The organism is Aliterella sp. E5.1 (assembly GCF_057473825.1).
This window is the reverse complement of sequence record NZ_JBYCCV010000036.1, coordinates 12,575-36,813: the sequence shown is the minus strand read 5'-3', so window position 1 is coordinate 36,813 and position 24,239 is coordinate 12,575. Positions and strand designations below refer to the sequence as shown.

Here is a 24,239-nt window from a genome sequence, read left to right as displayed (position 1 = left end):
CTTTGGGTATATGTATAATCTCATACCTAGAAGTGAAAGTCAAGACTAATTGGAGACTAAGAGTCTCCCGCTATCCATCCCCTCCCTGCCTGCGGCGAGGAAGGGGAATTCCGCGAAATCCGTTAAATTTAGATAGTCTACTTTTCAGCAGTATTGTCCAAATTCTTCTGGTTTCACAGAAGCTATGGCATAACCAATTTATAGTTAGCTGCGAATGAAATGAGTGCAAATTTTTGTATTTTGATACCTTCTAAAGTTTTTCAAGTTGAAAAACGTTTCCCTGAAAAATTACAAGCGTGGCTTACAGGTCATAGGGAGGAATTCTACTCTAGTTACCCTGTCCCTAACTACCGTTTGCCTAATTACTCATTAATTACACTATCAGAATTTCAGGGTCGCCCAGATGTTCATTTAGACTTACAAGAAAAAATGTATAGTCGATATCATGTAATAGATTGGGAATTTTATTTCCTACAATCTTCTGTTCTGCAATCCTTATTATCGTGGTTAGCAGAAATATACGTTTACGGTGAAGTTGGTTTATTAAACTATTGGTCAGATAGCCGCAAGCGCTATCCTCCGATTACAGTTGGCAGTATTGAGGGAAGTGTTTTACAGTTACCTGCTAGTAAATTGCCACTCGATAAAATCCTATTTCTCCCTTTGACCAGTTATTTGATTTGAGTGAATTACACTATTGTCTAGGTATATTTTTTGTAGGACTACCAGCAGATACGGGAATTTTTCAGAAGGCATTGGCACATGACGAGCGTCCATGCGATTGTTCAAGGAGGTCTTGAATTGAATCTAATACCGGAAAAACTGCCTTTTTTAGAGTCAATTTGCTGGCAAACAGCAGATGTTTATCGCTTTACCCCTGAGCAGATGTTAAGTCGCTACGAGCGAGGCTATTCATACCGCCAGTTATTTAATAATCTTGAGGGGGAGAAATTAAAATTTTTGCAGGCGCTTGCAAAACAATATGATTCTTGGCTTCAAGTCACTTTATGACTTTTAGGTTAGCTCATCCTTTAGTGGTTTTCAAAAGGAATCAGGTTGCTCTGTCAAAGTTTCAACTAGCAAAGTCATTTGCTGCTGCTTTTGAGCTAAAAAAGCTTCGCACTCGCGCAAATACTCCACCGCCGTACTAAATTCTGTAAAAACTTCCGCAAGCTCTAATTCGCCGGATTCTAGTTGACTAATAATTTTCTCAACTTTGGCAACTGTTGCCTCATAATTCCAATTTGTTTTCTTTTTGGCGCGAGGAGAATCGGTCATTATTTATCGAGAATTTCTGTTACTTTGACTTTAACTCTACCTGTACCTAGTTGGACAAGCAACTCTTGCTCCTTCGCTAACTCAGAACTAGATCGCGCGATCGCCCCATCTTCTGTTCTAACTACAGCATAACCCCGTTGCAACACCGCTTTGGGGTCTAAAGTTGCAAGCTTTTCCTGCAAAAACTTACAGTGCAAAGTCTCATTTTGCAACCGTTTTTGGGTTGTTTGGACTAACTGTTGCTTTTGCCAAGCAATTAGCTGTTTTTGTTGCTGAATTTGTTGCTCTAAAGGCAAACGTTGCAAGCGATTTTGCAAGCGATTCAGACGAGCTTGAACGGTATCTATTTGCAGCGTAGCGGCCCGTTGCAGAGCTTGTAGGAGATCGCGATGCTCGGCGTAGAGGGTGGCAAGTTCTGGTACAACTTGTTCGGCGGCGGCGGTGGGAGTATGCGCCGCAGCATCGGCGACTAAATCGGCGAGGGATTCGTCGCGTTGATGACCAATTCCGGTAATGATTGGAATTGAACTTTTTGCGATCGCTCTTACGACTCTTTCGTCATTAAAACAAGCCAATTCTTCGGTTGCACCACCACCACGAGCTAATATTAATACCTCTGCACGACCATCTTTTTCTACCCTCTCTATAGCTTTGACAATTGATGCTGGCGCTTGTTCTCCTTGCACTACAGCCGGGGAAAATAGCACGTGTAAGCCTGGATAACGCTGTCCTAATGTTTTTTGCATATCTCCCCAGGCGGCGGCGGAGGCAGAAGTTATTACAGCAACGGTTTGGGGATGCTGGGGGAGGGGTCTTTTGCGTTCTATGTCAAATAAACCTTCGGCTGCCAAGAAGTTACGCAATTGCCGATAGCGCAGTGCTAATAAACCAACTCCTGCGGGTAAAATTTGCCATACAGTTAGCTGATATTGTCCGCGCCCAGGATACAAACGGATACTGCCTAAAACTATAACTTGCTCTCCAGTTACAGGCATTTGTGCCAATTTTTCTAGTTGACCATTCCAAGCGACACAACTAATTGCGGCTTTATCTTGGGGATCGGTGAGGGTAAAAAATAGCCCCCGGCGGTGGTGATTGGTGCTAGATACTTCTCCCGTAATCCAAACTTGGCGCAATTGCTCGTCTTGCTCTAATAATTCTTGAATGTAGGCAGTGATTCCACCTACAGAAATCGGTGCTAATTCTGGTATGGTGTCGGGGTTAAAAGTCATGAACGGTAATGCGATCGCACGTTATCAATAATTTTCTTGGTAATTCTAAGCTACTGCAATTAAATTACTTCTCAAGTTGACTTCTCACCCAACGCCGAAAAGCTTTTATCAGTTCAAGATAATCGATTGTTTGGGCTTGTTGTAAAAAACTAGCAATCTCTGAAATCGGCAAGCTTGCAAAAAATTGACTTGTTTGGGAAGTAGTGTAAATCCCATTTTGTAATTGTTGAACCGTTAATGAATCCCCGTTGTAAATCCAAACTTCTGCCACACCCAAATCGGCATAAACTTGGAGGCGATTGGGAGAACTGCTAGTAATGTCGATTTCAATTACTAAATCCGGTGCAGGCTCGATAGTAAGATCCAGTCGCTTTTTACCACGAATTGCGGCGATATTGCGGAAATAGAAACATTCGTCTGGTTCTGCGCCACTTAGTTCTGGTCGTTGGAAGGTGGTTGAACCTAGAGGATAAATTTGGATATTTGATTCTTCAGCTAAAGTTTCTACAAAGCGCCCCATAACTGTTTTATTCAGTTCATGTTCAGGAGAGGGAGCCATGATTTCTAGAGTACCGCGATTATAAGTAAGGCGAAGACGGCGATCGCTTAATTCCTTTAGCAACGTTTCGTAAGTCTGCCAACTTATCCCCGAAAGGTGAATTATTTCCGCAGGTGGCGCAAACAATGTTGCAGTCATAGTTCAACCAAAACCCAATGCTTGTATTTTAAAGGATAGCGAAAGCGTAGAGAGCGCTCTTAGTTCAATTCTCCAGTAAGGCTCTAGCTAAATAGCTATGATAGATTGAAGTTTACAAGCATTGAGGGCGATCGCTATGAGTCGCATTGTAAATAAACTCAGCCTGCAAGAGTTTTTAGATTCGCCGGAAAGTGGAGATCGCCACGAGTTTGTTGATGGAGAAATAGTCCCTAAAGTGTCACCCAAATACAAACACGCCAACGTCCAAGGGCGATTGTACCGATTTATAGATGATTGGTGTACTCAACAGCAATGTGGTCGGGTGCTTCCAGAATGGGCTGTAGTTTTGCAGCGCCGGGGACAAGATTGGGTTCCAGTTCCTGATTTGACCTATGTTTCCTACGAACGATTGCCTTTAGAGTGGGAAGAAGATGCTGCTTGTCCAGTAATACCTGAATTAGTTGTTGAAATTATCTCTCCCGGTCAGTCTTTTGGCGAAATGACGCAAAAAGCTACAGATTATTTACTAGCTAGAGTAAGCCGCGTGTGGATAGTAGATAATCAAGCCCAGTCGATAACTGTTTTTGGTGCAAATGAGTTGCCCCAAATCTTTTGGATTAATGACACAATTTCTGATGTACTGTTACCAGGACTTTCGCTCTCCCTTAGCGCTCTGTTTGCAAAAAAGTAAAGAGCGATCGCCTAATGCCAGCTAGTATTAGCCACAAAAGCTAGTTATCCTAGTGCTAATCCTCGCCAACTACAGATTGCAAATTAGCTTTACATTACTTCACTTAATCGAAGTTTGCATACCGGGCGGAGAGGAGAAAAATTCGGTAAAATAGTATATCTGCACTACTGCTGAATCAAATTACAGTTTTTATATACCTCCCTACTTAGAGGCGCGAATGGCAATCGAAACAACAGACACCTCTGGCAAGCAAAAAGCCCTAAACTTAGTCCTTACCCAAATCGAGCGCAACTTTGGCAAAGGTGCAATCATGCGCCTTGGCGATGCCACCCGCATGAAAGTAGAAACAATTTCTAGCGGCGCTCTTACCTTGGATTTGGCTTTAGGCGGCGGTTTACCCAAAGGACGGGTAATTGAAATATACGGTCCAGAAAGTTCTGGTAAAACAACTCTAGCCCTTCATGCCTTAGCTGAAGTTCAAAGACAGGGCGGTGTTGCCGCCTTCGTTGATGCCGAACACGCTCTCGATCCTACCTACGCGGCAGCTTTGGGTGTGGATATTGCTAACTTGCTAGTTACGCAACCAGATACCGGAGAAGCAGCCTTAGAAATTGTCGATCAGTTAGTGCGGAGTGCTGCCGTTGATATTGTAGTCATTGACTCGGTAGCGGCGCTAGTTCCCCGCGCAGAAATTGAAGGCGAGATGGGAGATGTCCATGTCGGCTTGCAAGCTCGATTGATGAGTCAAGCTTTGCGTAAAATTACTGGTAACATTGGCAAGTCTGGTTGCACGGTAATCTTTTTAAACCAGTTGCGGCTAAAAATTGGCGTTACCTACGGTAGCCCAGAAACAACGACTGGCGGTAATGCTCTAAAATTCTATGCTTCGGTACGGTTAGATATTCGCCGCATTCAAACTTTGAAAAAAGGTACGGACGAGTTTGGCAACCGCGTCAAAGTCAAAGTGGCTAAAAATAAAGTTGCTCCACCTTTCCGCATTGCTGAGTTTGATATTATTTTTGGGAAAGGAATTTCTACCCTTGGTTGCATCGTAGATTTAGCTGAAGAAACCGGGGTGATTGTCCGCAAAGGCGCTTGGTACAGCTACAACGGCGAAAACATCTCTCAAGGTCGAGATAATGCAATCAAGTACCTAGAAGAAAGACCAGAAATTGCTGAAACTGTCCAGCAACAAGTACGCCAAAAATTAGAAATGGGTGCGATTGTTTCTGCTAACTCTGTGGCGGTAGTTAGTGAAGACGAGCGTAGCGAAGAAATAGATGAGTTAGATGGCGAATAAATAGAAATTAGTAATCGCACAAAATAGCGCTCCCAAAGGAGCGCTATTTCATTGTAAAGCTGCTGTTTACCGTTATATGTCGCTGCACCGATTAAATGGTCTTGGTAACTAGGGTAGGAGCCTCGCAAGGTGCGATTGAGTATTTGACCAAATCTGCCAATTCTTGGAGTTGGCTAATTGCCTCCGCTCCTTCCAACTTCATCAATTCGCGGTCATCCCGCATTTCTGTCCAGGTAATTCCGTAATCTGATACCAAAAACCGGATCAGATGGTCTTCATTTAAGCTGACCATAAATGAGGCACTACTCATTTGACCGCCACAGGTATAACAAGATGCTGGGTAGCCACGGCGCTCTAGTACGATGGCTAAAGCTTGTAGGTTCATTACCAGATCTTGAACAAATTGTCGGTGTTGCTGTGCTAGTCTTAGAAACACTGTTTTCCTCCAAACACCACACTTAATTGTAAGCCCTTTTTATATTTTCTTTAGATTTACTACCAATTTTAGGTAAACAAATCTGCAAATAAACTTATTGGGCGTTGCTTTAACTACTTACTTACCTATCGAGGTTAACCGATCCCCAATAAAACTGCCGAATCTTGACCAAATAAAAGCCCCTTTATCTATTTTAAATCTGCCCAAGAAGCTTGCTGTACAAGCATAGTAGCTAAATTCACAAAAATAAATAAATTCCTAATATTTAATACTTTTGATATAGAGACAGTGCAGTCTCTTGGCTTCTCTTTAACGTTGCTCTTGGCACTGTTCAATTAGGGTAGCAACTAAGCCCGTCCACCCTGTTTGATGACTTGCGCCTAATCCAGCACCATTATCGCTATGAAAATACTCATGGAAAAGCATTAAGTCTTTCCAATGGGGATCGGTTTGAAACTTTGCCACGCCTCCATTGAAGGGACGCTGATTAGAGCCATCAATCAGAAAAATCTGCATCAACCTTTGCGATAATTCCGTTGCTACTTGTTTAAGGTTCATCATTTGCCCGGAACCTGTGGGACATTCCACTAAAAAGTCATCGCCCAAGTAGTTGTAAAAGTTGTGCAGCGACTCAATAATTAGATAATTGATCGGAAACCAAATTGGTCCTCGCCAGTTGGAATTACCACCAAATAAAGCGGTTTTTGATTCTGCTGGTTCGTAATCTACCCGATACTCAGTGTCGTTGATATTGAGAATGTTGATATTGAGAATGTAAGGATGAGACTTGTGGTACTTGGAAACAGAACGAATGCCATAAGGACTTAAAAACTCCTGTTCATCTAGCATTTTGTGCAAGATACGGCGGAGTTTGTCAGGGTAAGCGATCGCAAGTTGTCTTCTAGCGCCCACGCCCAGAGTTTCCATACAGGCGACGTTTCTTTTCAAGTCGGGACGATTGTTGATAAACCAATCCATTCTGCGTTTGAAGTTGGGGAACTGCTTTAAGGTTTCTGGCTCCAAATTTGCGATCGCAAATAAGGGAATTAGTCCGACAAGACTGCGCACTTTCATTTTGCATTGGCGATCGGGAAATTGCAGCGCATCGTAGTAAAAACCATCAGTTTCATCCCACAATGATATTTTGCTCTCGCCTATCCCGTCCATTGCTTCGGCAATGCGGAGAAAATGCTCAAAAAATTTGCTGGCAATATCTTCGTAGGCGGAGTTTTCTATTGCTAATTCCAAAGAAATCGTCAGCATATTTAAGGCATACATCGCCATCCAACTTGTCCCGTCAGCTTGTTGAATATAGCCGCCTATGGGCAACTTAGCACTGCGATCGAAAACTCCAATATTATCCATGCCCAGAAAGCCACCTTGAAAGATGTTTTTGCCTTCTATATCTTTACGATTTACCCACCACGTAAAGTTCAATAGTAGTTTTTGAAATACTCTTTCTAAAAACTGCCGATCTGCTCGTCCATAGATTTGTTTTTCTATCTGATAAGTCCGCCAAGTTGCCCAAGCATGAACGGGGGGATTGACATCGCCAAAAGTCCATTCGTAAGCTGGCAATTGCCCGTTTGGGTGCATATACCATTCTCTAGTCAGACGGCTAAGTTGGCGTTTGGCAAAGTCGGGATCGATAGCCGCTAGGGGAATTACATGAAAAGCCAAATCCCAGGCTGCATACCAGGGATATTCCCACTTATCGGGCATGGAAATAATATCGTTATTAAATATATGCACCCATTCGCTGTTTCTGACACTTTGGCGTTCTTTGGGCGGCGGTGGAGTATCGCGATCGCCTTTTAGCCAGTCTTCAACCACGTAATAATAAAATTGCTTGCTCCACAACATTCCGGCGTAGGCTTGACGCTGGATGTTGCGCTCGTCGGCGGATAATTTGTCTGAGGAAAGGCGTTGATAAAATTCGTTGGCTTCGGCTTTACGAGCTTGAAATATATTGTTAAATTCTGCGCCAAAGGCTTGTGACTCATCTGACTCATCACTGAGGCGCAGCCAGATCGTTTCTGTCTCTGCGGGTTTAACCAGTAACGTGTAATGGGCGGAAACTTTAGTACCAGTTAAATTTGGATTTATTGAGGGTTGCTTGTGAATTAAATAATCATTAATCCCGTCTTTTGTATAGGGGGAAGCATTGGGCGAATTGAATAATTTTTGGTTATTAGTTTCGTTTTCTGTAAAAAGTAAGTCAGTTTTGCCTTTACAGTACAGCCAACGATCGCCCAAAGTTGGGTGAGCAGCTTCGATAATACTAAGTTCGTTACTAGACTGGGCTACTTTTATAATTGGCTTCGGATATTTGTTGTTCCAAGACCAATAATTTCTAAACCAAAGTGTAGGTAATAAATGTATTTGCTTTTCTTCATCCCCTCGATTAGTCACACTAATTTTGATTAAAATATCTTCGGGGGAATTTTTGGCATATTCGACCACCACATCGAAGTAGCGATCGCCATCGAATATACCAGTATCGATTAATTCAAATTCTGGATCTGTGCGATCTCGCAAGTTATTTTTTTCGACTAATTCTTGGTAAGGAAAGGCAGCTTGTGGATACTTGTACAGACACTTCATGTAGGAATGAGTGGGGGTATTGTCTAAGTAAAAATAATATTCTTTGACATCTTCGCCGTGATTGCCTTCATTACCTGATAAACCAAATAGTCTTTCTTTAATAATTGGATCTTCGCCATTCCACAATGCGATTGCTAGACATAGCCTTTGGTGGTTGTCAGAAATACCCGCAATTCCATCTTCTCCCCAACGGTAAGCGCGAGATCGAGCGCTATCGTGAGGAAAATAATCCCAAGCCGCACCATCAGCGCTGTAGTCTTCTCTTACCGTTCCCCATTGGCGATCGCTCAAGTACGATCCCCAACGTTTCCAATAACCAGTGCGGTCGCGATCGGCTTGCAATCTTGCTTCTTCTTTAGTCATAAAGCTGAGTATCACTTTTGCTAAATGCCAAATCTTAGCCAAAAATTTTACTAAAGGCTAAGATTTGGCTACACTTTTATTGTTCTCCAGTAATTGATAGGTTATCAACCCAAACTCTAGGACAAACGCCACCAGGAGTTAGTTCTGCTTCCTTTTCGATATAAATAATTGATTGGAACAGTTCTAATATGTCTCCAGCTACCGTTGCTGATTCAATACTGGTTAGCTTGCCGTTATTTACTATCCAACCATCAAAAGGCAAAGAGAACGAGCCTTGTAGGGCTTTTACTCCCGCATGAAGGGCTTGCAAGTTGTCAATAAATATTACGTTGTCGGCATTATCTAAACTATATTCTTGCTCTTGCGTAGCGGATGAATAGACATGATAAAAGTGAGGACTCACCGATACTTTTGCGCCAATATTAGCGTGTCCGGTAGGTTGAGCATTTAGGCGTTTGGCTGTACCTGCGCTGTGCATAAAGTTGCTCAACACGCCATCGCTAATTATTGGTAGTCTCCGAGTGGGCGTACCTTCGCCGTCAAAGGTTTCGGCGGCTACATTGTCAGGATGCAAAGCGTCATCAGCGAAGGAAAGCAAAGGAGAAGCAATTTGCTTTCCTAGAGATTCGGGGGTAGAGAGGCTTTGTTTGTCGAGAATATTTTGAGCGTTAAAAAGGTTTGAAAATGCTCCTAATAAACTCAAAAAAGCATCGGGGGAGAAAACTACTCGATATTTGCCTGTTTTGACTTTTTCATAGTTCAAATGGCTAATTGTTTTTTCTGTAGCTTCTTTGAGGCAAGCTGGAATATCAAGCTTAGGGAGACTGCGACTAATGCGGAAAGCGCCAGCACTGCGGGGTTTTTTACCTTCTTGCTCAGTTTTGGTATAGAGGTAAATGGACGTATAAGAACGAGCTTCGTTGCGAACGGCTCCGGCACTATTGAGATAAAATCTGTTGATATCTCGTTGGGCAAGAGCATTGTAAGGCACTCCGGCGATCGCACTGTGAGCAGATAGTAGTTCTTTTTCGGCTTTAACTAGGGTTTCAATGAGTTCTGCTACTGGTGCTTGGGTGGCAGTTTCTTGAGTTTGGGCTGCTAGGGGTGAAGTTGCTTCGGGGCTAAAATCGGGGATATTGTCTTTGACTCCAAAAAAGCTGGCTTCGTAGGCAGTTTTTATGGCTAATTCCAGTCCTTTGGGGTCTACATCGGTGGTGCTAGTGACTCCCATTGTATTGTCGGCATTCCAAACTCTAACCATTACACTAGAACGGTTTGAGGCTTTTACTTGTTTTGGTTCCCCGGTGTCTACTTGGACGCTGGTTTCGTCTACTGATGAGCCATAAATATCAAATTTATCAATGCCTAGTTGTTCGGCACTGGTTTGAGCGTAATTTGCAAGTTCGGCGATTTTTGTCACGTTAATAGACCTTATTGTTGGTTTTTTATGTGGCGATGTAGAGACGTAGCAGTGCTACGTCTCTACAGACATGGTTGAATTGTTTGATTTACCTACCGCCTACGGTGATTGAATCTACTTTGATATGTGGTTGACCAACAGTTACATAAATGCTGCCGCTTACAGAACCGCAAAAACCTGCCGCTAGCCCTAAGTCTTGGGAACACATAGAAATTTTGTTCATGATTTCTTGCGCGTCGCCAATTAGGGTTGCGCCTTTGAGGGGCTTAGTTAGTTTGCCGTTTTCAATTAGATAGGCTTCATCAACTGCAAAGTTAAATTGACCAGTTGCGCCGACGCTACCGCCGCCCATTTTCTTGCAATATATGCCTTTATCAATGGAGGCAAATAAATCCTCTGTAGAATAGTCTCCTGGAGCAATGTAGGTGTTACGCATTCTTGACGCGGCGGCAAAAGTATAGTTTTGGCGACGACCGCTACCAGTGCGGGGTTGCCCGGTACGCATTGAACCTGTGCGATCGCTGATAAAGTTTTTTAGTATGCCTTTTTCAATTAAAAGGGTGCGTTGGGCTGGCATTCCCTCATCGTCCATGTCAATTGTGCCAAATGCTTCGGAAGATAGTCCTTCGTCCCAAGCTGTCAGGCTTTCGTGAGCAATTTTTTGTCCTTTTTTGTCAGCAAAAGGTGTTGTTTTGCGCTCAATTTGGGTCGTTTCTAATAGGTGTCCGCAGGCTTCATGGAAGATTACGCCTCCAAACTGATTTGCCATGATTATCGGATAATTGCCCGATTCGACGTAATCGGCATACAGCATTTTTCCGGCGGATTCTGCTACTTCTGCGGCGGTATCTGCATAATCCCAATTTCTTAGGAAACTAGGCGAACTTGTATCGCCGACTCGCTGATTTATCGCGGCGCGGTTTGCTCCTTCGGCGCACAGCAAGCTATAGCCTACTGACTGACTGAGGCGAATATCTCTTGCAAAAGTACCGTCACTAGCAGCGATTAGAACTTCTTGCCAATCTCGAAAATAAACTGCTCGTCTCGATTGGACGTGACTTGCTTTAAGTTTTAGCTGGGCGTTTGCGTCTAACAATACTTCGCCCATTTCTTGCATCGAACTACAGCCGGAAAGCCAAGTATCTTTACCTTTTTTGGTGGCGTAGTCTCGCAGCAACTCTAGGTTGATTTCGGGAATATAAGAGTTGGCATTGGGCAATTGCAACCCAAGAATAGATAAACCTTTTTCTAAAGCTGCTTTTAGTCCGTTAAATGATAAGTCGTTGGTGCTAACGTAACAATCCGCCGAACCGCGAAATACTCTTACTCCCGCGCCTGTAGATAGTCGGGGTGAGATGCTAGTAATGGTGTCTTCTTCGGCTTGGCAATTAATGTAATTTACTCGCTCTACGAAAAACTCAATAAAATCAGCACCCGCCGCCCGTCCTAAGCCAAGCAGGGTCGATAGGGGAGCTTCCCAAGTTTCATCAAAGCGATCGCTTGACGAGTTGTATTGTAAGTTTAGTAGTTCTTTGGATAGTAAGGTACTGGGATAGGTCGATAGCATCATCGGGTCTGCGCGTCCTTGCTGAGAGTTGACTTATAAAGCCTGGCTAAACTCAGTTTAACAAACCTCTCTAAGTCTCGTTGGTTAAAAGCTTTGCAAACCCTGCTTGCTCAAAATCGCGATCGCAGATAACAGTTTAAACTCTCAAGCAGGACTAGAAGTAGAACTATGCGCCGCCGCTTCTTTGATAACTTCTAAAACTTCTTTGGCATGAGAAATCATTGCCAAGTGGCTTGATTCTACAGAAATTGTTGTTGCGCCTATTCGTTTAGACAAATCGCGCTGCAAATCCGATGGAACAGATTGGTCGTTACTGCCAACAATATACCAGCTTGGTTTAGTTTTCCACGCTGGCAAATCTACTTTTGCTTGCAGCAGTGATGTAGAAGGCGGAGTCTGCGTTGCGTATATCAATGCTGATTGTGCGGCAGGAAGGTCACTTGCTAGAATCTTTTGTACGCCTGCTTTTGCAATCCAAATAAAGCCCTCTTGTTCTTGAAAATACTGCGATGGGGGTTCGTACTTACTCATCAAATCTATCATCGATTCGCCCGCATCAGGAGCAAGCGCAGCAATATAAACTAAGCCAGATACTCGTTCGTCGTTGCCAACTTCGGTAATGACCGTACCACCCCACGAATGACCAACTAGAATACATTTACCTTCAATGCGATGCGATCTAAAGCGCGTTTTGTTGCAGCAATGTCATCCGCTAAGGAAGTAAGTGGGTTTTGAACTGCAATAACTTCGTAGCCTTCTGCTAACAGCGTGGAAATAACTTGATTGTAACTAGAGGCATCTGTCCAAAAACCGTGAACCAACACAATGTTTTTAACTTTACTCATGATTGTACCTGTGTAGAGGTTGGCTTTGTCACAACTAAACACTCCTTGCTAGTTTGGTTTTGTACAATAACGATTGTTAATCGTCGGCTCTGTTTAATTTTTGTTTAAAAATAGTTTCTACTTAGCCAACTGCTCTAAGTTTTGGTGGATAAAAGTTTTGTAAACCCTGCTTGCTCAAAATGGCGATCGGATGTAAATGCTTGTACAATATTTTCTTTGCTCATAACTACAAAAGTAATACAGTCAGTCAGGCTCCAATCTTTATCGGGACGCTGTTTATAAAGCAACCAACCTTCGGTAAATAAACTTCGCTCGATAGAAATAATTTGTAAAATCGCTAACGATTCTAAGCCATCAATAAAACTAACAGCTTGCATTCGTGTAGAGGAATCGCAAAACGCATCAGCAACTTCTAAAAGCACAAATTCTGTGGTTACTAATACAGCGTTTTGTTGACGTAGTTTCTATCTAACTTGTTTTGCTTGAATATGTAAGTTATCTCTACTATTAATAAGTGCAATCCAAGCTGCTGTATCTACAAAAACTTTGCTCAAAGTTGCGTGTCTCGCTTTAATGTGCCATGAATATAATGGTCGTGTTGATGTGCCATATCTTCAATTCCCGTATCAACAGTAGATTTGTCGATTAGTTGCTCAAATTCATCCCACGCAGCATTATAATCCACAACGGGCTGCTTACTTATTGACTGTTCTTCCATGATCAGTAAAACTTTATGCCCTCCAGCTAAAATGTTCGATGGTAGCTCAATTGTAGCCTTCCCATCTGGTGCGACGGTGACAGTTGTTTGAATAGGTATCATAATTACTCCTTTTTACTTTAGTTTTGTCCAATAATTTTGTTAATCATCTACTCTGTTTAATTCTTCTTTAAAGATAGCTTCTACTTCTTCATAGGGAAGATCGTAAGGATAAGGATAAACTTTAGCATTAGGATTGCGACGATTAATGAATAATTCTCTGATTGCTTCGTCATCGGTAGGATGAGCTAATATATACTTTTTTAATTCCTTACGAGTTATTTGTTGAAAATTAGGTTTCATCATTTTGATAGGTTTTATTTTAATCCAATACTGCTAACACGGCTTTAGGCAACAACTTGTCTTTAAACCAGATAATTTTCGCGGGAACATCAGTTAAATTTACTCCGGCTTTTTCTAAATTTAAACGTTCGGAAATTGCCAAAATTAAATCGTCTCTTTCTGCACGACGCACCTGAGCAAACTTCTTTTGCAAATATTCTGGTCGCCAATAACCAACAATTTCTAATAAGAAACTCCGTCCGTCAGGATGCACTAAGCGAAAGTCAGGAATCATCACGCTACCAGGAATCGGAATTAAATCTACTTCTCGCTCTAATACCCACTCTGATTTTAATGCTTCCCAGCGACTAGCAAAAGCTTCTTCTAACATACTGTCGTAAGGTTTACCGGGCGGATAGTGAGACACCAAACCACAATTGGAATCAAGGCTAAATTTGCCAGTTTTCCAATTATTAGTATAAAAGTCGCGGGTTTGTAATGTAGCGCTGAGACTCCATTTTGTGACGTGCAAGAGCGCCGGAATCATTTTTGCGATCGCAAGTCCATACCTCGTACTAGGCTTAAATAAACTTGTCGCCCCATCAATGGTAATTGTAAACCCATGTTCGGCATCGCCTTCGATATAAGCCATCAGTTGAAACAGCTTCAGATAGCGAAATAGCAGCTTATACTCTCCTGGAACATTGCGATGAGCATTTAATACCAGTTGACTCGCGCGATAAAATACTCCCTGTACCTGAGAAAGGTTATATTTGTGCAGCAATTGCTCTGGTGTCGGTTCCTCAAACTCCATCAACACCTTGTTTTCTGCCAAGTCTGCATAAAGTCCTTCGCGAATGTGCGCGGGTAAAACTTCTTTCTCTAATTCCTGACTTAGTTGCAAAGCTAAGGTATCTAAAGTTTGACAACTTTGAACCGAACTTGGAACGTTCAGCGCTGATAAACTAAATACTCGCTCTCTTAATAAGGTTGGTTCTAAAGGACTCACCACTTCAAACTCACAAGCACTTTTGAGCAAATGTGCCAAACCCCGTTTAAGGCGATAATCTGGGCTATCGCCTTCCAATTCTTGCAACTGAGTATCTAATTGACCCTGAGTACCGCCCCGCGCTGCTAAAAAGCAATCAATCAATTCTCTTGCAACGGCTATTGTCTCCTCATCAATCTTCAGTCTTTTCGGAGTTATCGTCTCCCCACTTAGCCGATGAGTCAGCAACTCGCTTGGTAACATTACTATTTACTCCATACAACGGCACAATTTCTAATTGTCTATGTTTCCTCTCTACCCCTCGCCGCCGTACTGATGTACCTTCCTCGCTGGTATCTTCCGCCACTACTTCATACATTAGCGCCAACTTATGCTCGTCGCCTTTACGCAGCACTCGCCCCAACCTTTGCACGTACTCCCGCGCCGAACCTGTACCAGACAAAATAATCGCCACACTAGCGGCGGGTACGTCTACCCCTTCGTTTAATACGTGAGAAGCCACTAAGGTTTTGTATTCTCCTTCCCGAAACCGCGTCAATGTCTCGTGGCGCTCTTTTACTGGGGTTTGGTGGGTAATGGCAGGAATCAAAAATTCTTGCGAAATCCGGTAAACTGTAGCGTTGTCGGCGGTAAAAATTAGCGTTCTTTCGGGGTAATGTTGGGCGAGTAAGTTACTCAAAATCCGCATTTTACCATCTGTACCCAAAGCAATTTCCTTAGCTTCTCGGTGGGCTAACATCGCTCTGCGTCCTGCTGTCGAACGGGCGCTGGCTTGGACGAACAATTGCCAGCCTTTGAGGCTTCCTAACGAGATTTTTGCCTCTTTTAAGAAAGTATTGCGTTCCTCGATTAACTGCTTGTATCTTTGACGTTCTAACTGCGATAGCTTGACCTTAATTTGGACAATTTCATGCTTGGCTAAGGCGCTTCCCGCTAGTTCCTCCGCCGTTTTGCGATATACCTCTTTGCCGATTAAGAGATTTAAGTCTGCGTGTTTGCCATCGGTGCGTTCGGGGGTTGCTGATAATCCTAACCTGTAAGGCGCGATCGCATATTCGGCTATGACGCGATTAAAGTCTGTAGGCAGGTGGTGACATTCATCAAAAATTAGCAGTGCGTAGCGGTTGCCGAGGGCTTCGGCATGGATGGCGGCGCTGTCGTAGGTGGAAACTAATACGGGTGTGCGATCGCGTGATCCTCCCCCTAATAGCCCGATCTCCGCTTCCGGAAAAGATGCTAGTAACTGAGCATACCACTGGTGCATTAAATCGATCGTCGGTACTACAATTAGCGTGCTACGTGGAGTCGCTTGCATTGCAAGCAAGGCTAGGTAAGTTTTCCCGGCGGCGGTAGGCAGCACTACCACACCATTGCGCCCTGATTGCTTCCAGGCAAGCAAGGCTTCGCTTTGATGGGGATAGGGTTCTTTCTCCAGACTAGAGACGAGTTCCAAAGTCACAAATGCTCTGGCATTATCGACAAAATCCGTTTTTTCTGCTTGCAAAGCTTCTACAAAAGCTCGGTAATAAATAGCAGGAATGCGAAATTTCTCAATCCGATCGTCCCAAGTAGCGTAATCTACCCAAATTTTACCTTTAGGTGGTGGATGCACGATTAATGTGCCGCGATCGAAGGATAGTGTAGAAATTCGAGCCATTTATGCAAGTAAAATTTTAGAATAGGAGTTGTACTGATTTGTTACGATATAATGTATTTTTTATACTAGCTAAGTATTTTTGCTTACTACTATTGGTAGATTCAGAGTTAAAAATGTACTTAACCAGGTTTTTTTAGAGGGACAATAGCAGTTGAGCAATACATTACTCAACTGTTACACCATAAATAATTTTCAGTTCACTTGTGCAACTATATCCTCAGCAACGCCAATTTTGATGAGACTCAATTTAGTTTTAAACCACTTTCAAAGTCGCCAGGGGTGCATTCCCTATTTTGTTTTGGCGATCGCGCTACTATTTACTGGTGTAACGACCTCTTACGTGACGACGACGGCTAAAGCCAAAGATCGATTGCGCTTTGAGAATGCCGCCGAACGCGCGGAGCAAGATGTTGAAGCTCGGTTTGAAACTTATATTACGCTGCTACGAGCTAGTAGCGGTTTATTTGCAGCCAGTAATAGTATTAGCCGCGATCAATTTGCGGCTTTTGTTGGCAGATTGAGATTGCAAGAGCGCTACCCAGGAATCCAAGGCATTGGATTCTCAGTCAGGGTACAGCCAGGAGAAAAAGCGGCTTTAGTTGCTGCTGTAAAGCAGCAAGGCATCACAAACTTTAATATTCGTCCTGACTTTGTTCGCAACGAATACCACGCAATTATCTATTTAGAACCATCGAATCAACGCAACGGAGCCGCCATCGGCTACGATATGTTTTCAGAGTCGGTGCGCCGCGCGGCGATGATCCGCGCCCGCGATACTGGCGCACCTGCCGCTTCAAAGAAAGTCACTTTAGTACAGGAAATTGATCAGCAAAAGCAGGCTGGTTTTTTGCTATATATTCCCGTTTACCGCAATGGCAAAATTCCGAATAATGTAGCCGAACGCCGAGCAAACTTACTTGGTTTTGTTTATAGTCCCTTTCGCGCCGACGATTTGATTCAAGGGATTTTTGGGAATAAAAAGTATCCAGATATTGACTTTGAAATCTATGAGGGCAGAAGTATTAGCCCAGAAAATTTACTACATAATTCTACAGTTGCCGCGAATAACCCTGACTACAGACCACCATTTAGTAAAGTATCAACTATTGATGTTGCCGGGCGTACTTGGAGCATTGTATTTAGTTCCCGCCCAGAATTTGTATTAGGCTCCGAAAGCAGGCTCGTTCCTTATATTGGGTTTGTGGGAATAGCGACTTCTCTTATTCTATTTGGCTTGACACGAAGCCTAGTTCTGGCTCGTAACGCCGCCGAAAAATCCTCTGAAGAACTTAGAGAAAGTAGTACCCGATTGAGATTTGCGCTGGAAGCGGCACAATTGGGCGATTGGGACTTAGAACTTGCAACAAAAACCGCTAGGCGGAGTCTTCAGCACGATCGCGTCTTTGGTTACGATACTTTGCTACCAGATTGGAGCTACGAAATATTTTTAGAGCGTGTCTACCCTGAAGATCGCGAATATGTAGATCGCCAATTTCAACACACTTTGGCAACGAACGAAGATTGGGAATTCGAGTGTAGAGTCGTGTGGGATGACGGCAGCATTCATTGGATTTGGGCAACAGGTAGCGTTTACCACGATCGCGATGGCAACCCAATTAGGATAATTGGCATAGTCAAGGAAATAAGCGATCGCAAACTTACAGAAGCAGCCCTCAAAGCCAGCGAACAAAAGTTTGAACTAATTGCCCAAGCGACAAACGATGCTATCTGGGATTGGGATTTATCAACCAATAACGTGTGGTGGAATGAGGGGGTGCAAACTTTGTTTGGGTACTCGCCAGAAGAAATTAGACTAGATGCTACCTGGTGGTACGAAAATATCCACCCCGAAGATCGAGAGCGAATTGTCTCAAAAATTCATGGAGTTATAGATAGTAGCAAATCGGTGTGGTCGGATGCCTACCGTTATCGCCGCGCTGATAATTCTTATGCTTATGTTTTAGATCGCGGTTTTGTAATCCGCGAAGCTGATGGTAAACCAATCCGCGCCATTGGGGGGATGACAGATATTAGCGATCGCAAATTACTCGAAGACGCGCTAGAACAAAAAGCTGTAGAACAGGAAGTTTTATTAGATTCAATCCCCGCCATAGTTTATTACAAGGATTTGGAGGCAAAATACATTGCGATCAACCGCAGAGGTGCGGAAGTTATCGATCAACCAATTGCCGAAATTACTGGCAAGACTGACTACGACTTTTTTCCCTACGAGCAAGCAGCAGGATTTTACAGCGACGATCGCCAAGTCATGGATTTGGGCAAACCCAAACGGAGCATAGGAGAAGCCATAACAAGTACCGATGGTAAGACAATGTGGGTAATAACTTACAAAACTCCTTACTTTAATCCCCAAGGAGAAGTTGCAGGTTTGGTAGGAATTACCCTAGATATTAGCGATCGCAAGCAAGCAGAGATCGAACGCGATCGCTTTTTCACTCTGTCCCACGATCTGCTCTGTATCGCTGGGTTTGATGGTTATTTTAAACGCATCAATCCAGCCTTTGAGAAAATCCTTGGTTATACCCCAGAAGAAATACTCAATAAACCATTTTTTGATTTTGTTCATCCTGAAGACTTAGAGACAACAGTAGCCGAGTTAGACAAGCTCTCTACAGGTAAGCCTACTATCTATTTTGAGAATCGCTACCAGTGTAAAGATGGTTCTTATCGCTGGTTGGCTTGGGCAACAGTTCCCGTAGTGGAAGAAGGGTTAATGTATGGGACGGCTCATGACATTACTACGCGCAAAGCTGCCGAAATGGAACGCGAACAGTTGCTAGAGCGCGAACAAACTGCCCGTGCGACCGCAGAAGCGGCAAATCGGATGAAAGATGAGTTTTTGGCTACTCTTTCCCACGAGCTTCGTACCCCTTTAAATGCAATGGTGGGCTGGATACAATTGCTGCGTACTCGCAAGTTTGATGAAACTACGACTAATCGCGCTTTAGAAACCATAGACCGCAATACCAAGTCTTTACAGCAATTAATTGAAGATATTTTAGATGTATCGCGAATTATTACGGGCAAGATCCGCTTAGATTTTGCTTATATAGAACTTCAACCAATAGTAGAATCTGCGATTGAGACAGTCAAAAGTGCGGCAGACGCAAAAAACATTCGCCTAGAGTTTTATGTAGCACCTGGAATTAGTCAAGTACGCGGAGATGCCAACCGCTTGCAACAAGTTTTATGGAATCTATTATCTAATGCTGTCAAATTTACTCCAAAAGACGGGAAAGTTGAAGTTCGCCTAGAAGTCTACAATTCTCGCGTCCAAGTCCGCGTCAGCGATAGCGGGCAAGGTATCAACCCTGAATTTTTGCCCTATGTATTTGAACGTTTTCGCCAAGAAGATGGAACAACGACAAGAACTTATGGGGGCTTAGGGCTAGGTTTAGCAATTGTCCGGCATTTGGTTGAGCTTCATGGTGGCACAGTCAAAGCTGAAAGTGAAGGAATGGGTAAGGGAGCAACTTTTATTGTGAGTTTGCCTATAAGCTCTGTAATAACTTCGGCAAAAGCAGTACCGCCAGAAACTCCTGTGGTTATTACCGAACCACCAATTTTTTGTTTACCATCCTTAGAGAATGTCCGAGTCTTGGTGGTAGATGATGAAGCTGACGCGCGGGAGTTAGTTAGTATGGTATTGCTAGAGTATGGCGCGGAGGTAAAAGCCGTAGCTACAGCCAAAGAAGCATTAATAGAAGTTACTCAATACCAGCCTGATGTATTAGTAAGCGACATTGGTATGCCTGGGGAAGATGGTTACGCGCTAATTCATCAAGTCCGGGCGCTCTCGCCAGCACAAGGGGGCAAAGTTCCCGCCCTAGCTTTGACAGCTTATGCTAGAGCCGAAGACCGCAAAAGAGCTTTACTTGCAGGCTTCCAGTTGCACGTCCCCAAGCCAATAGATTCAGGAGAATTAGCAGTCGCGATCGCTCGTTTAGCTGGAATCAATGTTTAAACTAAATAAAAATATCAAATCTGTTTTTTGGAAGTAAACCGGAATGGATAAGTGCGATCGCGGTTTTGATGGTGCAGGTAAGCAAGTATGGGGAGCAAAAGATGCCCCTTATAAGTTTCGCTGGCTCGATACTGCCAAATAAGATGCAACTTCCCACAGCTATTTATTACTCTGGAAGTAGCTTAATTTCAATTACTAACATGAATCTCCGCTTATTGCTGCTACTGTTACTAATCCCAGCCGCCGCAGCTTGTAATTCTACGGGTACTGCCCTCGAAGAACCTGCGCCCAATGCCCCAGAAAGTGGTAATTCAACCCAAATAGCTGCGAGTCCCAGCCAGCCTAAAAATGCGATACAAACTCAGCCTTTATCACCCGAACCTATCCGTATAAGCGTTGCCAGTCTACCTAAACCATTTGCCAGCGATAGCGCTTCCAAGTCTCCCAATGTTGTCCCCATCCCTCAAAACCCAACTTTGCGAGTTCCCAAAGGCTTTACGGTCAATGTCTTTGCCGATAACCTAGATAGCCCCCGGTGGCTTGCTTTAACACCCAGTGGTGAAGTGCTAGTAACTGAAACTAGGCGGAACCGCATTCGCCTGCTTAACGATACCAACGGCGATGGAGTCGCAGATAGCAAAAAAACCTTTGCCACGGCTCAAAATGGGGTAAATATCCCCTTTGGCATGACCTTTGCTGATAATTCATTTTTTCTCGGCAATACTGACGCTGTATTGCGTTTTCCCTATAAGCAAGGACAACAGCAAATTAGTGGCAATGGGCAAAAAATTACCAATCTTCCCGGTGGCGGTTACAACCAACATTGGACGCGCAATGTAGTCGCTTCTCCTGATGGCAAAAAGTTGTACGTCTCGGTTGGTTCTAAGTCGAATGTCGATGAAGAACCTTTACCCCGCGCTTCCGTGCAGGTAATGAACTTGGATGGTTCAAGTCGTCAAACTTTTGCTTCTGGGTTGCGTAATCCCATCGGCTTAGACTTTCATCCCCAGACTGGAGAACTTTACACCACCGTCAACGAACGAGATGCAATTGGCGACGATTTAGTCCCCGATTATTTTACACGCTTGCAACAAGGACAATTTTACGGTTGGCCCTACACTTACCTTACGCCGAATAATCTCGATCCTCGGCAAGTAGTCAATGGCAAAAGCAAGCGCCCAGACTTGGCAAGCCGCACCCAAACTCCAGACGTGCTGTTTCAAGCCCATTCTGCTGCTTTAGGGCTGCAATTTTACGATCGCACCTCTTTTCCCAAAAAATACCGTAATGGAGCCTTTGCTGCCTTTCGCGGTTCTTGGAATCGCGATCGCGCAACGGGTTACAAAGTTGTGTTTATGCCTTTTAATAACGGACGACCTCAAGGCTACTATGAAGACTTTTTGACAGGCTTTTTGCTCGATCCTATAGAACCCACTACTTGGGGGCGACCTGTTGGTTTACTTGTGTTGCCAGATGGTAGTTTGCTAGTTACAGAAGAAGCTAACGGACGGATTTACCGCATCCAGTACGGCGCTTAGGTTTGGTAAAGGCGGGTAAGTCCTACAATCGCGGATCGACAGGTTCGCGTTCTAGCGCCAAAACCCCAAAAACGCATTCATGGACGCGGCGCAAAGCTTCGCGCCTAGTAAAACGTTCTAGCGATTCCATCCCTAGAGCAAATTCTCGCAGTGCTAAAGAGCGCTTTCTCGATAAACCGCGCGATCGCAATCTTTCTAAGTTCTCCGGTGCTGTATATTCCGCACCGTAAATAATCCGCAAGTATTCCCTACCGCGACATTTGACTGCTGGCTGTACCAAACCGCGATCGCCTTTACGGGCAAAATCCAACGGTTTAACGACAATTCCTTCTCCGCCTTTGCTTGTCAGTTCTTCCCACCAAGCAATCCCGGTAGCGGTGTCGTTTACATCTACTAGCTTATAAGCCGTTGCTAGTAATAATTCTGGTTCGGCTTTGCATAGCTGCGCCAGAGTTTCCATGTGCCAAACATGAGTTTTATCGTTATGAACTTCCCCTTCGGTTGCCAAAATATGAAAGGGCGCAAGTTTCAAGTCAGCCAATGATTCAACTTGCCAGCAATAACGCTGATAAGCTTCAACATATTGCGCCGCCATCTCTGCACGATTTTGGTAGTGAGTTAAGAATGTCTCCACTCCACTCGTGCGTTTAGCTGCCATTTCTAGGGCTGCCACTGCCTGATTGAGAGATGAATTAGCCGCACTGCCTACCGCCGCATATTGACGCTGCAAGAGTTCTTGAGCCTTCGCTGACCAAGGCATTAGTTCGCAGTCCAAAGCTACCCAACTTGTATTAAATTGCTGCCAAAAACCGGATATTTCTAGGGCATTTTGTAATTTTTCTAGCATTTGACTTTCTAGCACCGCATCGCTAAAAAATCTCCTTCCGGTGCGGGTGTAGCAAATCCCAATACCTTCATTAACTACCCCAAACCTCTGCCTTGCGGCTTCCTCATCGCGGCAAATAATTACCACTGCACGAGAACCCATGTGTTTTTCTTCACAAATTACTTGAGAAACGCCTTGGTTTTGGTAGTAGGTAAATGCTTGGGATGGATGTTCGAGTAAACCTGGCTGCTTGGAGGTTTCGCAGGGTGACATTGTAGGCGGGAGGTAAATTAGCCATTTGGGATTAGCCGCAAAACGACTCATTACTTCCAATGCTGCGATCACATTTTCTGCCCTAATGCCAATTCTGCCATGCAAGCGGCTTTCTATAATTCGCTTACCCAACACATCGTCTATATCTAAAACATCGTCTAGCTGTTGTTGAGTAGTTAAGGGTATTTCGTCTGTAGGTAAAAATGGCTTAGACGACTCGCAATAAACCTGTTTCGCCGCTACCGATACTAGCTCTTTTTCTGGGTAACGCAAGGCGCTTAATTTGCCACCATAAACGCAACCTGTATCAATATCAATTGTACCGTTAAGCCATTGGGCTTCTCTTACTGGCGTATGTCCGTAAACAACGATCGCTTTTCCTCGATATTCTGCTGCCCAATCGTAGCGTACAGGTAGCCCAAAATCATCAGTTTCCCCGGTGGTTTCGCCATACAATGCAAAATCTCTGACTCTACCCGAACCCCTTCCTTGTAAGGCTTCTTTCATTCCAGCATGAGCTACAACTAAGTTACCGTCATCGAGAACATAGTGGCTAATTAGGGAATCGAGAAATTTAATCGTTTCTTGCGAGAAGACTCCGCGCTTATCCTCGGGTAAAGAATCAATTTCGGCGAGAGTTTTATCTAATCCGTGGGTAATTTTGACATTTTTTCCCTGCAACTTCCGCATTAGTTTGATGTCATGATTGCCGGGAACGCATAAAGCCGTACCTGCTACAACCATATTTTGCACTAGCGCCAAAGTATCCAAAATCCGATTTCCTCTATCTACCAAATCTCCTAAAAACAGCGCTTTTCTACCTTGAGGATGGAAATAATAGTTTTGCTCTAAATTTATTTCGTAGCCTAGACGTTGCAATAGTGCTTCTAGTTCATCACAACAGCCGTGAATATCCCCAATAATATCAAAGGGACCATGCTCAGTTTTGCGATTATTCCACAATGGTTGACGATGAATGCTGACAGCTTCTATATCTTCTACAGAGTTGAGAATATAGGTATAGCGGAAACCTTCACGTTTGAGATGTTTGAGACTTTGACGCATCGATTCCCGTTGTCTTTTGACAACATGAATACCAAAATTTCGGTTTGGACGATGCTGATTGCGATCGTGGCAGATATACTCTGGTAAATTAAGTGCGATCGCTACAGGCAAACAATGATACTCTCGCGCTAGGTCTAGTAAGTGTTTTCGATCTTCTTTTTGGACATTAGTAGCATCAATTACTGTCAACTTTCCGGCGGCTAATCTTTTGGCTGCGATATAGTGCAGCACAGCAAAAGCATCTTTACTTACAGATTGATCGTTTTCATCATCGCAAATCAATCCTCGGCAAAAATCCGATGATATAACTTCTGTTGGTTTAAAATGCTGTTTGGCAAAGCTAGATTTTCCAGCACCAGAAGCGCCGATTAACACAACTAAAGATAGTTCGGGTATAGTAATTTTCATATTTAT

Annotated in this window: 22 protein-coding genes; 7 read left to right on the top strand and 15 right to left on the bottom strand. The window is 43.7% G+C overall.

Annotation, left to right across the window (positions count from 1 at the left end):
* Positions 1–219: 219 nt before the first annotated feature.
* Together AC2VE5_RS13535 and AC2VE5_RS13530 are read left to right on the top strand one after the other, a co-directional pair.
* Entirely contained in the window at positions 220–684 is a 465-nt protein-coding gene (locus AC2VE5_RS13535) for a hypothetical protein (protein WP_486888270.1), read from the top strand.
* 78 nt (positions 685–762) lie between these two features.
* Positions 763–1,011 (top strand): hypothetical protein, encoded by a 249-nt coding sequence (locus tag AC2VE5_RS13530; RefSeq protein ID WP_486888269.1) that lies wholly within the window; start codon positions 763–765, stop codon positions 1,009–1,011.
* Positions 1,012–1,041: 30 nt separating this feature from the next.
* On the opposite strand, the gene xseB is transcribed toward AC2VE5_RS13530, so the two are convergent.
* The 3 genes from xseB to AC2VE5_RS13515 form a co-directional block, all read right to left on the bottom strand.
* Entirely contained in the window at positions 1,042–1,278 is a 237-nt protein-coding gene (gene xseB, locus AC2VE5_RS13525; protein WP_486888268.1) for an exodeoxyribonuclease VII small subunit, read from the bottom strand.
* On the bottom strand, positions 1,278–2,510 hold the full coding sequence (gene xseA / locus AC2VE5_RS13520; RefSeq protein WP_486888267.1) for an exodeoxyribonuclease VII large subunit: 1,233 nt from the start codon (positions 2,508–2,510) through the stop codon (positions 1,278–1,280). The genes xseB and xseA overlap by 1 nt, the downstream gene beginning before the upstream one ends.
* A 64-nt stretch (positions 2,511–2,574) precedes the next feature.
* Complete coding sequence (locus AC2VE5_RS13515) at positions 2,575–3,207, bottom strand: Uma2 family endonuclease (protein ID WP_486888266.1); 633 nt, start codon at positions 3,205–3,207, stop codon at positions 2,575–2,577.
* Positions 3,208–3,343: 136 nt separating this feature from the next.
* On the opposite strand from AC2VE5_RS13515, the gene AC2VE5_RS13510 reads away from it, so the two are divergent.
* Positions 3,344–3,898 (top strand): Uma2 family endonuclease, encoded by a 555-nt coding sequence (locus AC2VE5_RS13510; protein WP_486888265.1) that lies wholly within the window; start codon positions 3,344–3,346, stop codon positions 3,896–3,898.
* A gap of 217 nt (positions 3,899–4,115) precedes the next feature.
* Positions 4,116–5,198, top strand: coding sequence for a recombinase RecA (gene recA / locus AC2VE5_RS13505; protein ID WP_486888264.1), 1,083 nt, complete (start codon positions 4,116–4,118; stop codon positions 5,196–5,198).
* 91 nt (positions 5,199–5,289) lie between these two features.
* Here the strand turns inward: recA and AC2VE5_RS13500 are convergent, their stop codons facing one another.
* From AC2VE5_RS13500 to AC2VE5_RS13450, 11 genes are all read right to left on the bottom strand, one after another.
* Entirely contained in the window at positions 5,290–5,634 is a 345-nt protein-coding gene (locus AC2VE5_RS13500) for a DUF1815 family protein (protein WP_486888263.1), read from the bottom strand.
* 309 nt (positions 5,635–5,943) lie between these two features.
* Positions 5,944–8,601, bottom strand: a complete 2,658-nt coding sequence (locus tag AC2VE5_RS13495; protein ID WP_486888262.1) for an MGH1-like glycoside hydrolase domain-containing protein — start codon at positions 8,599–8,601, stop codon at positions 5,944–5,946.
* Positions 8,602–8,677: 76 nt separating this feature from the next.
* On the bottom strand, positions 8,678–10,021 hold the full coding sequence (locus AC2VE5_RS13490) for a TldD/PmbA family protein (protein WP_486888261.1): 1,344 nt from the start codon (positions 10,019–10,021) through the stop codon (positions 8,678–8,680).
* Between the two features lie 88 nt (positions 10,022–10,109).
* Positions 10,110–11,591: a TldD/PmbA family protein gene (locus AC2VE5_RS13485; RefSeq protein ID WP_486888260.1), complete on the bottom strand. Its 1,482-nt coding sequence runs from the start codon at positions 11,589–11,591 to the stop codon at positions 10,110–10,112.
* A 141-nt stretch (positions 11,592–11,732) separates the two neighbouring features.
* Positions 11,733–12,209, bottom strand: coding sequence for an alpha/beta fold hydrolase (locus AC2VE5_RS13480; protein WP_486888274.1), 477 nt, complete (start codon positions 12,207–12,209; stop codon positions 11,733–11,735).
* Between the two features lie 26 nt (positions 12,210–12,235).
* Positions 12,236–12,433, bottom strand: a complete 198-nt coding sequence (locus AC2VE5_RS13475) for a lipase family protein (RefSeq protein ID WP_486888259.1) — start codon at positions 12,431–12,433, stop codon at positions 12,236–12,238.
* 134 nt (positions 12,434–12,567) lie between these two features.
* Complete coding sequence (locus AC2VE5_RS13470; RefSeq protein ID WP_486888258.1) at positions 12,568–12,855, bottom strand: type II toxin-antitoxin system VapC family toxin; 288 nt, start codon at positions 12,853–12,855, stop codon at positions 12,568–12,570.
* 128 nt (positions 12,856–12,983) lie between these two features.
* A complete protein-coding gene (locus AC2VE5_RS13465) occupies positions 12,984–13,253 on the bottom strand; it encodes a hypothetical protein (RefSeq protein WP_486888257.1) in 270 nt (89 codons plus the stop codon).
* Between the two features lie 39 nt (positions 13,254–13,292).
* A complete protein-coding gene (locus AC2VE5_RS13460) occupies positions 13,293–13,496 on the bottom strand; it encodes a DUF6887 family protein (RefSeq protein ID WP_486888256.1) in 204 nt (67 codons plus the stop codon).
* A gap of 16 nt (positions 13,497–13,512) precedes the next feature.
* Positions 13,513–14,724, bottom strand: coding sequence for a DUF790 family protein (locus tag AC2VE5_RS13455; protein WP_486888255.1), 1,212 nt, complete (start codon positions 14,722–14,724; stop codon positions 13,513–13,515).
* Positions 14,654–16,138, bottom strand: a complete 1,485-nt coding sequence (locus AC2VE5_RS13450) for a DEAD/DEAH box helicase (RefSeq protein WP_486888254.1) — start codon at positions 16,136–16,138, stop codon at positions 14,654–14,656. Before AC2VE5_RS13450 ends, AC2VE5_RS13455 begins: the two co-directional genes overlap by 71 nt.
* Positions 16,139–16,373: 235 nt before the next feature.
* Here AC2VE5_RS13450 and AC2VE5_RS13445 point away from each other — a divergent pair, with 235 nt between their 5' ends.
* From AC2VE5_RS13445 to AC2VE5_RS13435, 3 genes are read left to right on the top strand one after another with little or no spacing between them, the layout of a single operon-like run.
* Complete coding sequence (locus AC2VE5_RS13445; RefSeq protein WP_486888253.1) at positions 16,374–20,123, top strand: CHASE domain-containing protein; 3,750 nt, start codon at positions 16,374–16,376, stop codon at positions 20,121–20,123.
* Positions 20,124–20,166: 43 nt separating this feature from the next.
* Positions 20,167–20,265: a CpcT/CpeT family chromophore lyase gene (locus AC2VE5_RS13440; RefSeq protein WP_486888251.1), complete on the top strand. Its 99-nt coding sequence runs from the start codon at positions 20,167–20,169 to the stop codon at positions 20,263–20,265.
* Positions 20,266–20,323: 58 nt separating this feature from the next.
* Positions 20,324–21,661, top strand: a complete 1,338-nt coding sequence (locus AC2VE5_RS13435; protein WP_486888273.1) for a PQQ-dependent sugar dehydrogenase — start codon at positions 20,324–20,326, stop codon at positions 21,659–21,661.
* 22 nt (positions 21,662–21,683) lie between these two features.
* Here the strand turns inward: AC2VE5_RS13435 and AC2VE5_RS13430 are convergent, their stop codons facing one another.
* On the bottom strand, positions 21,684–24,233 hold the full coding sequence (locus AC2VE5_RS13430; RefSeq protein ID WP_486888250.1) for a polynucleotide kinase-phosphatase: 2,550 nt from the start codon (positions 24,231–24,233) through the stop codon (positions 21,684–21,686).
* Between the last annotated feature and the right edge of the window lie 6 nt (positions 24,234–24,239).